Annotated in this window: 14 protein-coding genes; 7 read left to right on the top strand and 7 right to left on the bottom strand. The window is 48.1% G+C overall.

The window, feature by feature from the left end:
- Positions 1-142: 142 nt before the first annotated feature.
- Positions 143-1372: an MFS transporter gene (locus WH46_RS14930; RefSeq protein WP_046227353.1), complete on the bottom strand. Its 1230-nt coding sequence runs from the start codon at positions 1370-1372 to the stop codon at positions 143-145.
- 158 nt (positions 1373-1530) lie between these two features.
- Positions 1531-2115 carry a TetR/AcrR family transcriptional regulator gene (locus tag WH46_RS14925; RefSeq protein ID WP_197088283.1) on the bottom strand — a complete coding sequence of 195 codons (585 nt, stop codon included), beginning with the start codon at positions 2113-2115 and terminating at the stop codon, positions 1531-1533.
- Positions 2116-2494: 379 nt separating this feature from the next.
- Between WH46_RS14925 and WH46_RS14920 the strand changes: the two genes are divergently transcribed.
- Together WH46_RS14920 and WH46_RS14915 are read left to right on the top strand one after the other, a co-directional pair.
- Positions 2495-3076, top strand: a complete 582-nt coding sequence (locus WH46_RS14920; protein ID WP_046227352.1) for an RNA polymerase sigma factor — start codon at positions 2495-2497, stop codon at positions 3074-3076.
- Positions 3048-4193, top strand: coding sequence for a DUF4179 domain-containing protein (locus tag WH46_RS14915; RefSeq protein WP_046227351.1), 1146 nt, complete (start codon positions 3048-3050; stop codon positions 4191-4193). The genes WH46_RS14920 and WH46_RS14915 overlap by 29 nt, the downstream gene beginning before the upstream one ends.
- 73 nt (positions 4194-4266) lie before the next feature.
- On the opposite strand, the gene WH46_RS14910 is transcribed toward WH46_RS14915, so the two are convergent.
- Positions 4267-4650 (bottom strand): BLB8/JUQZ-1 family protein, encoded by a 384-nt coding sequence (locus WH46_RS14910; protein ID WP_046227350.1) that lies wholly within the window; start codon positions 4648-4650, stop codon positions 4267-4269.
- 266 nt (positions 4651-4916) lie between these two features.
- Between WH46_RS14910 and WH46_RS14905 the strand changes: the two genes are divergently transcribed.
- Together WH46_RS14905 and WH46_RS14900 are read left to right on the top strand one after the other, a co-directional pair.
- Positions 4917-6044, top strand: a complete 1128-nt coding sequence (locus WH46_RS14905) for an FAD-dependent monooxygenase (protein ID WP_231584362.1) — start codon at positions 4917-4919, stop codon at positions 6042-6044.
- 253 nt (positions 6045-6297) lie between these two features.
- Positions 6298-6936 (top strand): NAD(P)-dependent oxidoreductase, encoded by a 639-nt coding sequence (locus WH46_RS14900; protein WP_046227348.1) that lies wholly within the window; start codon positions 6298-6300, stop codon positions 6934-6936.
- A 67-nt stretch (positions 6937-7003) separates the two neighbouring features.
- Here WH46_RS14900 and WH46_RS14895 read toward each other — a convergent pair whose 3' ends face one another.
- Together WH46_RS14895 and WH46_RS14890 are read right to left on the bottom strand one after the other, a co-directional pair.
- Positions 7004-7516: an SRPBCC domain-containing protein gene (locus tag WH46_RS14895; protein ID WP_046227347.1), complete on the bottom strand. Its 513-nt coding sequence runs from the start codon at positions 7514-7516 to the stop codon at positions 7004-7006.
- A 133-nt stretch (positions 7517-7649) separates the two neighbouring features.
- Complete coding sequence (locus tag WH46_RS14890) at positions 7650-8087, bottom strand: Lrp/AsnC family transcriptional regulator (protein WP_046227346.1); 438 nt, start codon at positions 8085-8087, stop codon at positions 7650-7652.
- Positions 8088-8453: 366 nt separating this feature from the next.
- On the opposite strand from WH46_RS14890, the gene WH46_RS14880 reads away from it, so the two are divergent.
- From WH46_RS14880 to WH46_RS14870, 3 genes are all read left to right on the top strand, one after another.
- On the top strand, positions 8454-9308 hold the full coding sequence (locus WH46_RS14880; RefSeq protein ID WP_046227344.1) for a helix-turn-helix transcriptional regulator: 855 nt from the start codon (positions 8454-8456) through the stop codon (positions 9306-9308).
- Positions 9309-9391: 83 nt separating this feature from the next.
- Complete coding sequence (locus tag WH46_RS14875; RefSeq protein WP_046227343.1) at positions 9392-10147, top strand: spr1630 family ClpXP-sensitive toxin; 756 nt, start codon at positions 9392-9394, stop codon at positions 10145-10147.
- 40 nt (positions 10148-10187) lie between these two features.
- Positions 10188-11396 carry a spr1629 family repressor/antitoxin gene (locus WH46_RS14870; protein WP_046227342.1) on the top strand — a complete coding sequence of 403 codons (1209 nt, stop codon included), beginning with the start codon at positions 10188-10190 and terminating at the stop codon, positions 11394-11396.
- A 177-nt stretch (positions 11397-11573) separates the two neighbouring features.
- Here the strand turns inward: WH46_RS14870 and WH46_RS14865 are convergent, their stop codons facing one another.
- Positions 11574-15548: a glycosyl hydrolase 53 family protein gene (locus WH46_RS14865; RefSeq protein WP_046227341.1), complete on the bottom strand. Its 3975-nt coding sequence runs from the start codon at positions 15546-15548 to the stop codon at positions 11574-11576.
- A 344-nt stretch (positions 15549-15892) separates the two neighbouring features.
- The gene (locus WH46_RS14860) at positions 15893-17443 is read right to left on the bottom strand and encodes a malate:quinone oxidoreductase (protein ID WP_046227340.1); all 1551 of its coding nucleotides are present in this window, start codon (positions 17441-17443) and stop codon (positions 15893-15895) included.
- Positions 17444-17592: the final 149 nt, after the last annotated feature.

Below are 17592 nucleotides of genomic sequence, written 5' to 3'. Positions count from 1 at the left end.
CACGATAAGTACAGAAAAGGAAGGAGCACAATAACGTGCCTCCTTCCTTTTTGTCATGCAAATGATCTGGTTTGTTAATACTGCAGCCGTGTTACCCAAAGCGCATCCAACCTGTTCATCTATTAAGTATATAAGAGCTTGTTCAGCTTTTAGCTCGTCTGTATTCGGTCAGATAATATAACAGCGCCACTGCCGGCATAGCAATCCCGATCATCAGCGCCGCCTGCCAGCCTCCCATGTCATAGGCCCAGCTGCCTGCTGCCGAACCTGCAGCACCACCGATAAAGAAGATCGCCATGTACAGTCCATTCATCCGGCTGCGCACTTCGGCACCGAGGGAGAAAATCGCCCGCTGACCAATCACCATATTCGCAGATACTCCCATATCCAGTACAATCGCAGCTACCACGAGTAACGTAACCGTCCCTACCGAACGTGTCTGTACGAACAACGGCAGGATCATCGACAGAATGACAATCCCCAGCGCAATACCGGTTGCCGGACGAATCCATCCTTTGTCTGCCAGACGACCAGCGATTGGAGCAGCGAATGCTCCGGCTACACCGACAAGTGCGAACAGGGCAATCTCGGTCTGGGAGAAATGAAAAGCCGGACTGGACAGCAGCAGCGGCACAGTCGTCCAGAACAGACTGAATGTCCCGAATACAAAAGCATGATACAAGGCACGGCGGCGCAAGATTGCCGTATGGGCCAGCAGTCCCCATAATGAACCGATCAGCTGTCCATAGGAGTGATTCGATGCCGGACGTCTGGATGGAAGTGCCTTGACCAGAACAAGCGACAGAATTACTACAAGAACAGCAGACAGCCAGAAGATCGCCCGCCAGCCCAGCCAATCTGCGACGAGACTCGATACCGGACGTGCCAGCATAATACCGAGCAGCAGACCGCTCATTACATTACCAACCACCCGGCCGCGAGAGGCTTCGGGAGCAAGATGTGACGCATAGGGTACCAAGATCTGCGCAGCTACCGAACCTACACCTACCAGCATGGAAGCAATCAGGAACAATACCGAATTCTGCGCCCAGGCGGTGAGCGCCAGCGCCGCTGCAGTGAAGATCAGCCCGCCGAATACCAGCTTCCGGTTCTCCAGAATATCACCTAGTGGCACGATAAATAATAACCCGGCTGCATAGCCGATCTGTGCCAGCGTAACGATCAGACCTGCTGCACCGGATGATAATCCAATATCCTGACGGATCAGACCGATCAGCGGCTGGGCATAATAAAGATTGGCGACAATAATGCCGCAGGCAACGGCCAGAAACAGAACGAGCCAGCCGGGAATAGAAGTTGAAGTTGTAGGGTCTGCCGATGAGGCAGGTGAAGCCTGGACTTTGGTGCTCATAAGAATACACTCCTCTTTTTGGAACAATCGTTCCATAATATTTAAAAAAATAAACCTTGCTGCTATGTTCTAATGATCTGTACTCCGCTGTCTGGACAGGTTTTGGAATCCATCTCTTATTTCTCAACCATCTGTAAAATAGCAGGTCCTGCAAAAAATCAGATCATCGACAGGACCATTTCCATCATATCCTCTACCCGCTTGCGCTCCGGTCCTACCTTGGCGGCGATATTGATGCTGTGGTTGAGGTTGAGCAGCATATAGGACAGATTACGGATATCCCAATCCGGGGCAATCTCGCCGATCTGCTGGCCTTTTTGCAGCAAACGGTAGAAAATCTCACCCAGTTCATCAAAACGGTGCTGGATCACGTGGGCAATCTGCTCATCCGGTGCATCGATCGCTGCGATTGCGTTAGTGATCAGACAGCCTCTTGGAGAGTTCTCGTCAAACGCGAACTGGATATGCTTGTCAAAATACTCCCTTAGTCCCTGCCGCGCCGACTCCGCATGGATCAGTACATCCCTTTTCTCCTGTCCGATTGTTTTGTAGTGCTCGATCGCCTGCAGATACAGATGATGCTTGTCTACAAATGTCTCGTACATACTGGATCGGCTAATCTTCATCGCTGCCAGCAGATCCGCCATGCTCGTTCCTTCATATCCTTTTTCCCAAAATAGCAGAGTCGCCTGGTGAAGTACTGCGGTATGGTCAAATTCCTTGGTTCGTCCGATGATAACCATCCCCTCTCTTGAACACAGTATATCCCATTCGGAACGATTGTTCCAGTATTTCTGCAAAGTTACTCTGTATTTATTTTTGCAGAGCACAATAGCATTGTGAATAACCTGCTTCCGGCTTTTTCCTGTCTTTTCATTTACAATATTTGTTATCTCGTGCATGATGGTGTTTTGGCTGGATTTATTTTTATTCGTATTCTATTTTATTTCTGTTTTTCGATTTTCGGTTTTCGGTTTTCGGTTTTCGGTTTTCGGTTTTCGGTTTTCGGTTTTCGGTTTTCGGTTTTCGGTTTTCGAGAATATTTTCAAATAAATGTGGAAGTGAATGTCACAAATAAACCATCCCGATTGTTATACCATTGAATAAAGGAGGCGAGCGAACATGCCTGATGCTTCAAATCGAAGCGAACATGCCCGAGTACAATCGATTGTAGAGCAGGTGCAGCAGGGCAGCACCGAAGCCTACAGTGAACTTATACATATATTTCAAAGACGCATCTATGTCTATTGCCATTATCTGCTGAGTAATAACGAAGAGGCTGAGGATGCCGTACAGGAAGTTCTGGTAAAGGGATTTTACGAGATCCGCCGCTTCCGGCCGGGTGTATCCTATTCGGCCTGGCTCTACCGGATTGCCTATAATCACTGCATGAATGTGCTGAAAAAAAGAAAACGACAGCGCTCTATCATACAGGATTATATCTATAGCTACAGCAGCCGAATAACCGGCGAAATGGATCATTCCGACCGGATCGAACAGCTGCTGGAGCAGTTGAAGCCGGAAGAAAAGCATATTTTGATCCTGAAAGTCATCGAGCAGTATACCTTTGATGAGATGGAAGCCATTACCGGTATCCGCAATGCCACACTCCGCAAAAAGTACGAACGGATACGCAAAAAACTCAGCTCTACCAAGCATAAAGGAGGAATACTGCATGCACGATCCTACGGAACGACCAAATGAGGAACAACTCAAATTATGGGAAGCGAGTATTCGAACCATGCATAAAAGCGATGTAGATTTAACCGACCAGATTATGAACCGCATTCGTGAACAATCACCCAGCAATCGTAACAATGAACGACCAGAGATCAAGCTCGCCCGAACCGGCCTGATTGCCGTATCTGTAGCTGCCGTACTGTTTTTGGGGTTGGCCAGCAGCGCCTATGTCTCACCCTCCATGGCCAAAGCGCTCAAAGAAATTCCGGGGGCCAGTCATATTTTCGCCATGACCGGAGATGCCGGACTCAAAACGGCAGACGAACAGGAACTGCTCACCCGTACCTCACTGGCTGACAGCCATGATGGTATCCATCTGATGGCGCCCGAATTTATGTATGATGGCACACGGTTGTCAATTGCATTGAAGCGCCAGCTGGGCAATGAACAGACACCGCAGCAGAGCCTGATCCAATCGATTCAGGATGTGCAGCTGCAGATTGATGGAGAACCGATTAGTACGTATGCTGGCGCCAATGGAGATAACACAGTCGATCCGATGATGATACCCGGCTACGATCCCGATACGCTCATTATGGAATTCTCAGATCGGCGTAATCAGCAGGGGACAGCTTTTCCGGATCAATTTCAATTAACCGTACAAATGAAAATCGATGGAGCCAAGCAGCCTTTCACTATTCATCTGCCGATTCAGAAAAATGCGCAGGCGATGAAGATCGTTACGCCAAATATACAACGTCAGGACAAGCATGTTCAGTTTACTGTAGCCAAAATGGAGTTTACACCGGTCACTACGAATATTACGACCAAAATCCAGTTGTCTGGCGGGCAGAAGATCGATTTGGATACTATCATGATACATTATGATGTGGTGGATGATCAGGGCCACAAGCTGTCTGGGTTAAGTGGAGGAAATGGTTATTACGAACATGACGGCAGTACACTGACTACGGATAGCCGCTTTGCTCCTTTTACCACTCTGCCCAAATCCATTACGATCAAGCCTTATCGACAGCTGCTGCAGAAAGATGATCCCAGCCAGTTCCAAATGGACGCAAATGGAAATATCAAAGTCGAATATTTACCGGAACTACAGGTTACCATTCCACTGAGCCAATAAACCCAAAAAGCAAGGAAGCGTTCATCTGCCTCCTTGCTTCTTTATGTTCGCTTATGGATGCCTGCTATTTCTGTCAGCCAGGTACTACAGTAAATGTATATACACCCAGCGGTTGGCCATTTGCTTTGTACGCTTGTACCTGTGCTGTACCATAGCCAATCATGATCGCATCATTGCCTGACAGCCTCACCACATTGCTGCCCTGCAAAATACGCCAGCTAGAACCGTTCATACCGAATCTACCACCCAGTCCCCGGAAAGTTTGCGATAGATCCTGTGTAGACATGCCCCCGGAACCGGCATGAATATCGGGCGTAAATGTAACCGTCACCGTGGCATCCTGCAGTGCCGATGCTTCCACTGCTGTGGGTTGGAAGGATGCTGCAGATACCTCTGCAGCTCCGCTAACCGACCAGGCAAGCGCGGCTGTTGTTAAGACCACAATTACTTTTTTCATACTAATTTCTCCCTTTTATGTAAATTTAAGTACATATAGAAATCTAGTCTATCCTTGTACGAAGGTCAACACTTTTAATTTTAAATATACTAACGAGAAAAATTCGCCAACCGTGGTCCACAAATTACCTTAAAATCCAAGTCTTATATTTGTCATTTTTTACATTTAAAATAGAAGGTGCAGCTTGTATTAGATTGCTTCTTTCTATGCCTATTTGCAGATGCTGCTCAATCACCACGTGATCTCACCAACCAAGAAGGAGTTGTATGATGTCTAACCCCATTCAACATGCAGTTGTTATCGGAGCCGGAATCGGAGGATTATCTGCTGCGATTTCCCTGCGAAAAATCGGACTCCATGTAACGGTATGCGAAGCCAGCGCCGAAGATGCACCTGCCGGAACCGGAATTACCCAGCCGCAGAACACATTCAAAGTACTCAAAGATCTGGGCATCTATGAACAATGTCTGCAAGAAGGTATCCAGCTGGACAGCATGCAGATCCTGAGCCGGGAGGGGCGGGTATTACTGGAAGTAAACCAGAAGTTCCTGAATGAGGACCTTCCCGGACGCAACTCGATCTGGCGCTCCAGCCTGAACCGGATTCTGCTGTCTACTGCGCTGTCTCTTGGCGTAAACGTCCAGTGGGGTCGCAAGCTGAAAACCTACGAAGAAAGCGACACGGGAGTGACGATTTACTTTGAGGATGACCATATTCTTCATACCGATCTGCTCGTGGGCTTTGACGGTATCCGTTCCCGGGTACGCAATATTATGCTGCAGCGTGAAGTGAAGTCCCGCTTCCTCGGTATGGGTTCGTGGCGTGTACCGATTGAATTCCCGGCAGGCACGCTCACGACAACCAGCTATATGCTGCTGAATGGCAGCAGAAAAGTAGGGATCTTCCCGTTAACATCAACCACGGGCTATCTGTTTATCCTGAAGCCGGTTGCCGAAGATTACTGGGACCCCAGAGAGCAGCGCTACGAGACCGTCCGCGCCATGCTGAACCCATTCCAGTGGAAGCCGGATTTCCTGCGCAGCTGCTTCCAGCCGGATAGTCCCATCCTGTTCAATATGATTCGTGAAGTAGTACTGGAGGAGAAGTGGTTTAGCCAGCGCGTCGTCATCGGCGGAGATGCTGCTCATGCCAGTGCACCGAATCTGGCTCAAGGAGCAGCGATGGCGATGGAGGACGCTATTGTACTGGCAGAAGAAATTGCACGCGGCGATTGCCTGACAGATGGGCTATCGGCTTATTACAATCGAAGATATCCACGAGCGAGCGAAGTTCAGCGCCTGTCTGCCGAACTGCTGGCAAATGAAATGTCGGGTAATTCCGATCAGCAGACTATTATTCAGCAGTGCGACGCGCTGCTGGAAGAAGCCTATTAATCGATAGATTGCTATTTGTAAATGAAGCAATCGGTAATATCATCTTCATTTCAACCGATATTCGATCCAAAAAGCACCTGCAAAGGTGCTTTTCATTTGCTCTGATTTGCTCCAAAGATGATAAATTCCTCCCGATTATGATACGCTGGTTATAAGCCATTTTTTTGCCGGCATACTGGCACACTATTTTACTCTCCGCTGGATGTCGCCGACAACAGCGTAATGGACTTACTATATAACCGGAGGTACATGTATGAATTTGATTATTTTCGGCGCTACTGGCCGGACTGGACGTGAGCTGGTCTCCCAGGCATTGGAACAGGGACACGCCGTAACTGCCTTCGTACGTGATTCAACCCGGATGCATATGACCCACGATAATCTGAAGATCGTTCACGGCAATATCGATAGCTATCCGGATATCCTGAGCGTTGTACAGGCTACCCGCTATGATGCTGCCCTGTTCGCACTGGGTTCCAAAAGCCCCTTTCGACGTAATCCTGTACTGAATAACGCCATGCAAAATATTATCCGCGCTATGGAAGACAGTGGCACCGAGCGTTTTATTCATATTTCCTTCGTCGGTACCCGTTCGGATGCAGGCAGACTCGGTATGATGTACCGATTCGTTATTCCGGTCTTTATGCGCAATCTGCTGGCCGATCACCGGGAAAAGGAACAGCTGCTTCAGAGCAGCAGCCTGGACTGGATGATCGCCCAGCCACCGATGCTGACGAATGGCCCACGCACCAGTCAGTATACGTACAGCGCCGGTATCGATAAAAGCAAAGCGGGCAAGCTCAAGCTTTCCCGTGCTAATCTTGCCGAGTTCATGCTCAAGCAGCTGGAAGACCATGCCTACAGCCGCAAAGAAGTTTTCGTAACCGAATAGATAGGATCACACACCAAACAGACCACTTCGCCATGAAGCGGCCTGTTTCTTTTTTTGGGGAGGTGATCTATTGATGCAGGGTCTGCACATATTCGTCCAGCCGATCCCATGTCTCGGCAATGCCCTGCTCCATTCCCATATCGAGCACCGTACGCAGCGCTTCGGCAGAGTCATAGCTGGCCCGGCTGATCAGCTTCGTCGAACCATTGTGTTCCTCGAACAGCATCGTGATCCGGCTGGAAGGCATTTCTTCGCTCTCCTTGCCTTCCGCATCCGAAAAGTAATCCGTATAGACAAATTGGTCAGGTTCGGCAATCTCTCCGTAGACCGCTTTTCCCCAGGACTCATATCCGTAAAAGTCTCCCTGGCTCTCATCTACACACTTCATACAGTAATGCCAGACACCGCCTGGACGAAAATCAATATTGCATACCGTTAGCGTCCAACCGCGCGGCCCCCACCAGTGCTTGAGATGCTCGGCTTCCGCAAAAGCGCGAAATACCAGCTCTTTCGGTGCATTAAACTCCCGTTCCAGTACAAGTGACTGCCCTTCCACTCTAGAGACCATTTGATTCGACATAGACCATCCTCCTGAAATTGGATTTGATATACGGAAGATACAAATACGGCTGCGAATTCATTCTATGGCTGCTACTTCTTCTCCTTACGTATTCTTCGGTGACTCGCAGCTTTCCTCTGTCATTTCCATGTTATTACAACAGATGATGGCGATCTTCGATCAGCGTCTTCATGCTGACATGGGATTTGGATGGCCCTAGCTGCACCAGCCGCTCCTGAAGACTGGCCAGTTCCTGCATGGAAGACGTCTGCACCTTAATCATATAGTTGAACTCGCCGCTGATCCGGTGCATATCGGTCACCTCTACAGCCTGCTCGCAGAAATCGATGATCTCCTGATCGCGTTCGGTTTTGACCATAATAAAAGTAGTCATCGAACGATCCAGCTTAGCCCAGTTAAATATGGCGCTGTAGCCGGTAATAACTCCTTCTTCCTCCAAACGGATAATCCGCTCACGGATCGATGGTGCCGACAGATTCAGTTCTTTGCTCAGCTGGGCGGCGGTAATGCGGCCATGCTGCTGTAATTTTTGCATAATCTTCAGATCCATTTCGTCGATGGAAGATGGCATGATATCAATTCTCCTCTGTGTACAACACACGAATGTCAATAAAAGGGCAAACCAGGCGAGTTTTTTGTTCCATATTCGGTTCGCTAATTTCCTTGGTTTGCTTATCTTGTCAGAACGGTCTCTTTTTATACTAACGCTATCATACCACGAAGAAGAACCCACCATGGGAATAAACAGATGGGCTCATAAGGCTATTCAGGTAGCTGAATTGTAGAGTCTTATAATCTCTGTATATTTGAATGATTTCGGTGATCTAACCAATCAAGAATATATCGGTACTGCAGCTGCGATATTCCTTTTGCATTTTCAGCAAGGATGCGTAATGATATCTACAGACAGCACTATACGGAAAGGAAGCGATGACCGATGAAAAAGGAGCAATCTTCGCCTCTAGGACACTTTATCAAATCACGCAGGGAACGCCTGCAACCGGATCAGGCGGGGATTCAACCGCTGCCGGGGCGCCGCCGTACACCCGGATTACGGCGGGAAGAAGTCGCCTATCTCGCCAATATGAGTGTGACCTACTATACCTGGCTGGAGCAGGGACGTGAGACCCGCCCATCTCCCGAAGTACTGGGCAGTATCAGTACCGCGCTGCAGCTGAGTGCGGATGAGCACCAATATCTGCTCGATCTCGCCCGCAGCGAATCTGTTCATCATGCTGACTCTGCAACAGAGGTTTCCTCGGATACCGGATTTCTGCAAAATATCGTTAATCAGCTGTATTATCCTTCCTTTATTACGGATGAAGGCACCGATGTGATCGCCTGGAACCGGGCAGCCGAGCTGTTTATCGCCGATTTTGGTAGTCTTCCGCCGCAGGATCGGCATATGATCCATGTGATATTTTTAGATGAAGATTACCGCAGACGGCTGCTGAACTGGGAAGAATTTGCACGTTACAGCGTAGCCATTATGCGTACACGTTTTGAAGATTATCAGAAGGACCCCGTCTATATGGATCGGTTCGATAAACTGCTGCAGGACAGCGATATATTCGCTTCACTATGGGACAAGTACGAGATTCAGCAAAAGCGCGTAACTACTGCGCGGTATCAGCTGGAAGACGACCAGATCATGGAGTTCACGATTCACTACACCGCTGTTATTGATAATAATCCAGGACTGCACTGGTGCTTTTTCGTTCCGGTCCCCGGATCGGGTACGGAAGAGAGATTGCTGCAGAAGCTGGAGCAGGATCGACAGCAGTCACTTTAAAATTTTCAAAAAAAATCATTTCTATCGTTATTAAATTAGGCTAAAATAAAATAGCCTTTATACTTGCGATTGGAGTGAAAATAATGGATCAGTATAAGTTTAAGCAGACTCATAGCCAAATGATTGTAGATGCAATTGTCAGTGGGTATCGTGACTATATCGAACATCGTAAAGATCGTAGAGCACATATGAAAATCAGCTCTGCTTTTGCATGGACAAAAGGTAATTTTATTGAAAGTAAAGTTGCTGATGAATGCGAGGAGCTTGGATTTACATATAAGAAATCGAAAGCTGGACTCACTTGGGATTATTTGCAATTCATTCATGATGAGTCTAAAATTCTTTTTCTTATTAAAAATGCAGCTTACTTTAATCCCAATCATTTTGCTCAAGCCAGCTTGCCTATAGTCACTGATTCCCAAAAGGCTAATCGAACCTATCTTCACGAATTATCAAAAATTAATAAAAACGTTGAATTCCCACTGCAACAATCTGTTCAACAATCTATGCAATTTGAAGAACAATTGGAACAGCTGACTTTTTCTTTTATACGGGAAAATCAAATACGTGATGAATTGGAGCATTTCAAGGCCTCTTATAATGAATTTCATATTCTTACTTATACGCTGGATGATGCACACCAAATCTCTGCCATAACACATTATATGCCTAATCCAGAAGATAATATCGCTTATTTGGTTGAGGATCTGTCTTCTCTAATCTCAGGTGCAGAACTGGATGATGAAGACCTCGAGATATTTGCACCAGAAGCAGATGAAGATATTATGGACCCTGCTGCATTCGATATCGGCATCATAGAAGAAGAAAAACAAAATTAAGAATGTATATTGTGGTCATTCAAACAAGGAGTGAAGCGGCATGTTCATTGGTTCTAATCTGACCAATCTACGAATCATGCACGGATATTCAAGAAAGCAACTCGCTGAAATGCTCGGAGTCACAGAGCAGGCAGTCTGGCAGTATGAGAACGAATATACTGCCCCAAAATTGCAGACTATTAATGAATTAAAGCGCATTTTTCATGTAAAAAACAAATATTTTTATCATCAAGACAAGCTTGCTACCGGAACAAAATCGGCTAATATTAACATCACTAATATTGCCTACCGTTCAAAAATTCTGAATACAATTTATAAAACGCAGGCAGAAGCCAAGCATGTAGAGTATTTAGACGCCTTTATAGATGATATTACATCCGGTGTACGAATTCCCTCACTTCAGATTATCCATTTAAGAGATGAAGTAATCGCTTATCTCAATGCGTCACAGGATGACCGAACAACCCAAATTTACCGGGTGGCTGAACTCGCACGAACTAGCCTTGGAATGGCCAAAGATCATAATAAGGACCTAATATTCCTAATCGAAAAAAGCGGTGTGTTTATTTTTGAAAAAGCTATTGGCGAAAAGATTGATGCGTACAGTCTCTGGACACAAAATAATCGACCTTATATTATACTTGGTAATCTAAAGCGTTCATCTGTACGGAGACATTTTGATATCGCTCATGAATTAGGACACTTATTGTTGCATTATCGTATGGAATTTACTCACATGGACCGTAAAGAACATAAAACTATCGAAGAGGAAGCAAATTTGTTTGCTGGTGCATTCCTGCTGCCAGAAGCTGAATTTATCTCAGATATGAAAAATGTTAAGCGGCCTACTCAGCCAGACAGTTATATCGATTTGAAAAAAAAATGGAATACTTCGATTCAGGCACTCGGGTATCGAGCAGCCCACCTTGGCATTATTGATACTCGGGAACGCCATAACTTCTATGCTGCACTGCATCGCAAGAGTTATTTGCAAATCGAGCCCTTGGACGAGGTGCTGCCTGTTCCAAAACCTACCCGAATCAAGACTATTATAGATCTTATTGCGACCAAAGGAATGCTAGATCTACGCCAGATGATTGAGGATGAATGGAATGTAGATATTGAGTTCTTTTATAAAATGACGGGAATTGAACTTTCATTTTTTCAAAAGTATATGACTGACAAGGCAAATTCCAGCCTTTATAATGTGACTAGTATGGAAGATCGATTGGTAACAGCTAAACAATAATCTGTCTCAATATATTCAAGTTAACTATTCAGAATATTATGTTGAGTAGCGTATGAAAATGTATATTTGACGATCAAAAAAAGCCTGTTCGATTGACCGCGTTGGTCAAACGAACAGGCTTCTTCTGTTTCTTCTGCTGTAGATCTCCTGAATCAGCTGCTACTTCAGCCTTTGTTTTTACTTTTGCGTCGCCGAGACAATATCACCGAATGCCCAGTATGCTGCCGGAACATCCGACCAGCGGGAAGCTGCTGTGCCAGATGCTGGCTGTATGTTCAGTACCCGGTTGAACAGGGTAACCGCTTCGGCGCGGCTGAGTGCCTGATTAGGGGCAAAGCGTCCATTCGGCATTCCCTGCATGTAACCAGCCTGCTGCACTGCCGCAATATCTGCTGCAGCCCAGTGTCCGGCTGTATCTGTAAATGCAGCGGAATCTGTGCTGTTCAGCTGCTGCCAGCGTACCAGAATGGTCGCCATTTCAGCACGGCTTACCGGGCGGGCAGGGGCAAATACATTGCTATCGTATCCTTTCATCCAGCCCCTTTTTGCTGCTTGTTCAATCGCTGCAGCAGCCCAGCTGTGAGTGTCCACATCCGTATAGGATAGACTGTTTGGAGACGGAATGATATCAGTTGTATCCCTTGAATCGGCTGCTGTATCTGCCGTGTTCGAAGATAGCATAGTCAGACGGGACAAGATAGCTGCCAGTTCAGCACGTGTTACCATGCGCTCCGGCTGAAATGTTCCATTCGGATATCCGTTCATATACGATTCAGCAGACGCCGGATTGGAATTATCTACTGGAATATTACGGTCAGCTAATGGCTGTGCCAGCTTGAGCACGGTAAAGGTGCTGAATTGGTTCACCTCGAACTGCAGTCCGGCAGGCTGATCCTTCTCCCGTATAACCTTCGGCGTAATCAGCTCTTGTGTACCGTCGCTGTGCTCCACATAGATCGCCAACTGTTGCAGGAAGTTCTCCTGCTGCTGTGGATCGGAAGGCATGTTCTGCGGAGATAATGGCAGTGTGAGCTGTACCTTCTGTCCTTGCAGATCGCTATCAATCCGGAGCGGTTGCCCGATGATCTGAATACCCGATGATCCGGCAGCCTGCTGTACCTGTAAATTTTGCCTGGCTCGTGCAGTTAATGCTTCTAGAGCAGCAGCTGTTTGGATTGGAGCAATCGTGAACTGGTGACTGCTGCTTAGGGCTGATAATGTATTCTTCGGCAGACGCAGGCTGACGTAATGGGTCGTCAATTCCATACTGACTGCACTGTCAGCGAGTGTTCGTGCCGTATCCTGCGGCAGGATAAATTGCAGCTCCTTCACGGTATCCGGAGCAACGGGCATCACCAGACGAATCGCAGAGCCTCCGGCTGCCTTCACTTGATCTACAGCTTGACGTGCCTGTGAGGCGGTATAGCTGACAAGATCTTTTTGCGTACCATCTGCTCGTGTCGTACGCTGAATAGAAAGATTCGACAACGTGCTGCCATCGGTACCGCTATCCACACTGCCTGTCAGGGTCTCGCTTCGTCCTGCCGAAGTACTGCCGCCGGATGAACTACTGGAAGATCCTTTGTCCGGTGCAGGAGCAGGATTCTCTGGCTCTGGAGTAGGCTGTGGTCCGGGTATCGGATCTGGAGTCGTACCCGGACCTGGCACTGGCTGGCTGCCATGGTCCGGTTCAGTGCTATCCAGTCCGCGAGCAAAGGTCAGATAGAAGTCATCCAACGATCCCCATGCACCGCCATCTGCCTGAATCGATGCACCTACCAGCAGATGACCATCGGTCACTTTGACCTCGCGGATAACCGGCTCATTCCACTGTGTCCAGCCATTCACACTTGTCTCCTGCTGAACATCCAGACCATTGGTATGAGCAAACAGGTTCATCTTCGCATTGCGGGCATCTCCGCCCTGAATAGACATGGATAACTCGTAATAACCCGGCTTCAGATCATATACATCCTGCTGTACCCGGAAGTTCACCGGCTCTGCCGAATAGTAATGAAGAGAATACTGGCCGGTCCGTGCATCGGAGGCCTTGTTCTGATAATCGGTATGCGGTGAAGTACCCGCTCCGTAGCTGATCTGCCACATGCTACGGTCATTGTCTTCAAAGCTGCCGTTACGCAGCAGATTGGCACGCCGAATCTCCAGCTTCGCCTGTGCTGGATAGCCACCTGCTACTGTGCCGGCAATCGTGTAGCTGCCCGCTCCCTGACGAACAGCTTGCTCCATTGCTTCCTGATCCCATTCCACTGCCAGAGTACCTGTACTGCCATCGTTATACGTAACTGTCACCGAACTCGGCAGGGTGACAGGGTCTCCGGCATTGACGGTTACCGCTGCAGGCTGGATCTGATCCACCTGTAGTGGTGCCACTGCGCCGGTATTCACATAGTTGAATACGTGGAGTGAAGGAAGCGGATGACCGGTAAAGTCGAACAGTGCCTGATTATCGACAGCACTGCCGCCATACCATTTGCCTGCATCATCGGGATCATATTCGCCTGCATAGCTGGCTGCCCAGCCGGACCCATACTTTTCCCATAGCTGCTTGTTCTGCTCTAGATTAGTCTTGGGTCCTACCGGCAACCACGCAGGTTCCCAGTAGAACACACCGATTCCCGCACTGCCCACATTGGATACCGCTTCGATTACATTGCGAACCGAGGTTGCCTGTCCCTGTACGCTGATCGGGTAATCCAGTACCTGACCGGAACTTCGCGGCGCTGTATTCTCATGTCCGTCGCCATCTTCTGCCGTATAGGCATATGATGTCTCAGCGACCATGACTTTTTTGTTATACGTATCGGCAACCTGCTTCAGTACTGATGTCAGATTGTTCAGTGTTCCATGCCAGAACGGATAATACGAACTGGCAAATACGTCATAATCTACACCGTTATCTGCGAGAGCTTTGGCATACGAAGCATACCGCCCTGCCGATTCCGGATTGGTAAAATGCAGCGCGATCAGGATATTCGGATCTACCGCCCGTACTGCCTGACTGCCTTTATTGAAGAGTGCGCTGATATGGGTCCAATTCTTCTCTCCGATAAAAGACTGATTCGTCTCGTTACCGACCTGCACCATGCCTACATCGATCCCCTGCGCAATCAGCTGTTCCAGGCTGTGATGGGTAAATGCATACACCTGCTCACCCTTCTGCTCCAGACTCAAGTTTGCCCATGCTTTTGGAGTATGCTGCTTGCCCGGATCTGCCCAGAAGTCGGAATAATGGAAATCGACCAGCAACTTCATGCCATTAGCCGTTGCCCGCTTGCCAATTTCAATAGCTTTGGCCAGATCATTGGTACCCCCGCCGTACCCTCTGCCCTTTGTATCATAAGGATCGTTCCAGATACGCACACGTACATAGTTCACGCCGGACTCATGCAGTGTGGTGAAAATATCCTGCTCGGCTCCCTGTTCGTTGTAGAAGCGCACGCCGCTCTGCTCCAGCGAGATAATACTGGAGATATCGACACCCTTGATAAAGTCCGGGCTCAGTCCCTCCACTTTTTTGACAAAAATATCGGCCGCGACTGGTTGACTCGTATTGGTACTGGTCTGCTTTAGCTCCAATCGATCCAGATAGCCCCATGCTCCCGCCTGACCACGGATGCGGGCGCCAATAGTCAGATGGGATACCGGCTCGGTCAGTACAAATTTCAGTGTCACTGTACCCCATTGATTGTAGCCGGCTGTAGCTACTTCACTGCCTTGATAGGTATCTGCGAATACCTGTACATGACCGGCCTGAGCATCTGTTCCGCCCATCGATTGTACAGACAGCTCATAGCTGCCCGCCGGAAGTTGTGATAACGTCTGGCTTACCTTGATTTGCTGCTCGGCAGATGCTCCGTTATTGATCCAGTATTTAAAAGCATATGTATCCTCGGAAGGTGTAATAAATGGATCGCTGGCATAGGCATAATGCTGAATATCCGCCTGCTGCCAGTCCGATGCATCGACCTGCCAGGAATGATCCTGCCAGAAGTCTGTCTCGAATCCTCCATTCACAATCGCCGGGCTAGCTGTAAATGGTGCTGCCGCCACCTCTGCTGTATGTACCGGCCATAGACCAAGCACCATAATCATAATCAGCAGCAGAAGTGCTGCCTGTCTGTTTCTTCTCATTCCTTTATCCCCTTTCAAAGCAAATACTCTGCGATCCGCTTAATGTAAAGCGCTTACATCATAACCATGATCAATATAGCAGACGCTTATCGTCCGGGACATGAGAAGATTGCAACATTTTGTGTGCTTAGGCAATCATTTGGAGCCAGCAGTGCATTTTGCTTTTACTTTTAGCGTGATGCCCAGGGTATGGCATCCATAACTTATGCCTATACAGACAGAACCCCCTTAGCTCTTGGGCTGAAGGGGGTTCATTTGGAACCTGTTTTCTGTTGTTCACGTTCGGGTATAGGCATGACCTGCAGCCAGACGGGAATAGACTGTTTGTCTTGACGTTTGGATCGTTATTTAACCGGTTCTCCAAATACCTTGGGCTCGGTGACCATTTTCAGAGAGTCAATACTGGGGTGCTTTTCTTCGCTCAATTCCAGCGTTTGGGTAGTAGACGCGAAGATTTCATGGAACATCTCAGGATGATCTGCCAGTGCTATGCCGTAGGAAGGAATCATCTCCTTAATCTTCGGTTCCCACTCGTTCATCCGCTGCGGGAAGCATCTTTGCAGTACTTCCAGCATGACATGTACCGCTGTCGAAGCGCCTGGAGAAGCGCCCAGCAGCGCAGCGACAGAACCGTCTGCCGCACTGACTACTTCCGTACCGAACTGCAGGGTTCCTTTGCCGCTAGGTGTATCCTTGATTACCTGTACACGCTGACCGGCGACGACAATCTCCCATTCGTCCAGCTTGGCATCAGGAATAAATTCGCGCAGTTCTTCCAGTCGTTTGTCATTGGACAGCATGACCTGCTGGATCAGATACTTGGTCAGTCCCATTTCCTTGGCACCAGCAGCCAGCATCGTGAACAGATTATTCGGCTTGACCGATCCGATTAGATCGAGATTGGAGCCGGTCTTCAGGAACTTCGGCGAGAATCCGGCGAATGGACCGAACAGCAATGCCTTCTTGTTCCCGATATAGCGGGTATCCAGATGCGGTACCGACATCGGCGGTGCACCGACCTTGGCTTTGCCATATACTTTGGCATGATGGCGGGCGACTACATCCGGGTTGTTGCAGACCATGAACAGTCCACTGACCGGGAAGCCTCCGATATAACGGGACTCGGGAATGCCTGTTTTCTGCAGCAGGGGCAGACTGCCGCCGCCAGCACCGATAAAGATAAACTTGGTAATATGATGCTCCACTTTACCGTTATCCAGGTTCTGCACTTTGACAGACCACAGACCATCGCTCGTACGCTTGATATCTTTGATGCTATGTTTATAATGAATCTCTACATTTTTGCTTTTGAGATGATCGAACAGCATGCGTGTCAGCGCACCAAAGTTCACGTCCGTACCGGAATCGATCTTGGTCGCTGCAATCGGCTCGTTGGACGAGCGACCTTCCATAATGAGCGGAATCCACTCTTTGAGCTTGTTCGGATCGTCCGAATACTCCATACCTTCGAACAATGGCAGTTTTGATAGCGCTTTAAATCTTTTGTTCAGAAAAGATACATTTTTCTCGCCCATGACCAGACTCATATGAGGGATAGGCTTGATAAAGTCCTGTGGATTGCGGATCAGATTGCTCTTCACCAGGAAGGACCAGAATTGCCGGGACAGCTGGAATTGCTCATTGATCTGTACCGCCTTGCTGATATCTACCGAACCGTCCGGTTTCTCGGTCGTATAGTTCAGCTCGCATAGGGCAGCATGACCTGTACCCGCATTATTCCATTCGTTGGAGCTTTCTTCTCCAGCGCTTGCGAGTTTCTCAAACACTTTAATTTCCCACTCCGGTGCTAACTCTTTCAGCAATGATCCCAGCGTCGCACTCATGACTCCGGCACCAATTAAGATAATGTCTGTTTTTTTCTGTATGCTGCTCATAAAAACCTTCCTTATCTCTTATATTTGCAAAAAAGAGCAGGCCCTCCCGCTTAGGTGATACAAGAAGCAAGGCTCCACTCAGGAACATCCCTTTTCTGTATACATTATAACGAAAATAACTACACTGTTAAAATTTTATCGACATTTGT

The sequence above is a fragment of the Paenibacillus dauci genome (genome assembly GCF_000971985.1).
GTDB classification, from domain to species: domain Bacteria; phylum Bacillota; class Bacilli; order Paenibacillales; family Paenibacillaceae; genus Saccharibacillus; species Saccharibacillus dauci.
Note: the sequence above shows the minus strand (reverse complement) of the source record. Positions and strands in the feature narration are given on the sequence as shown.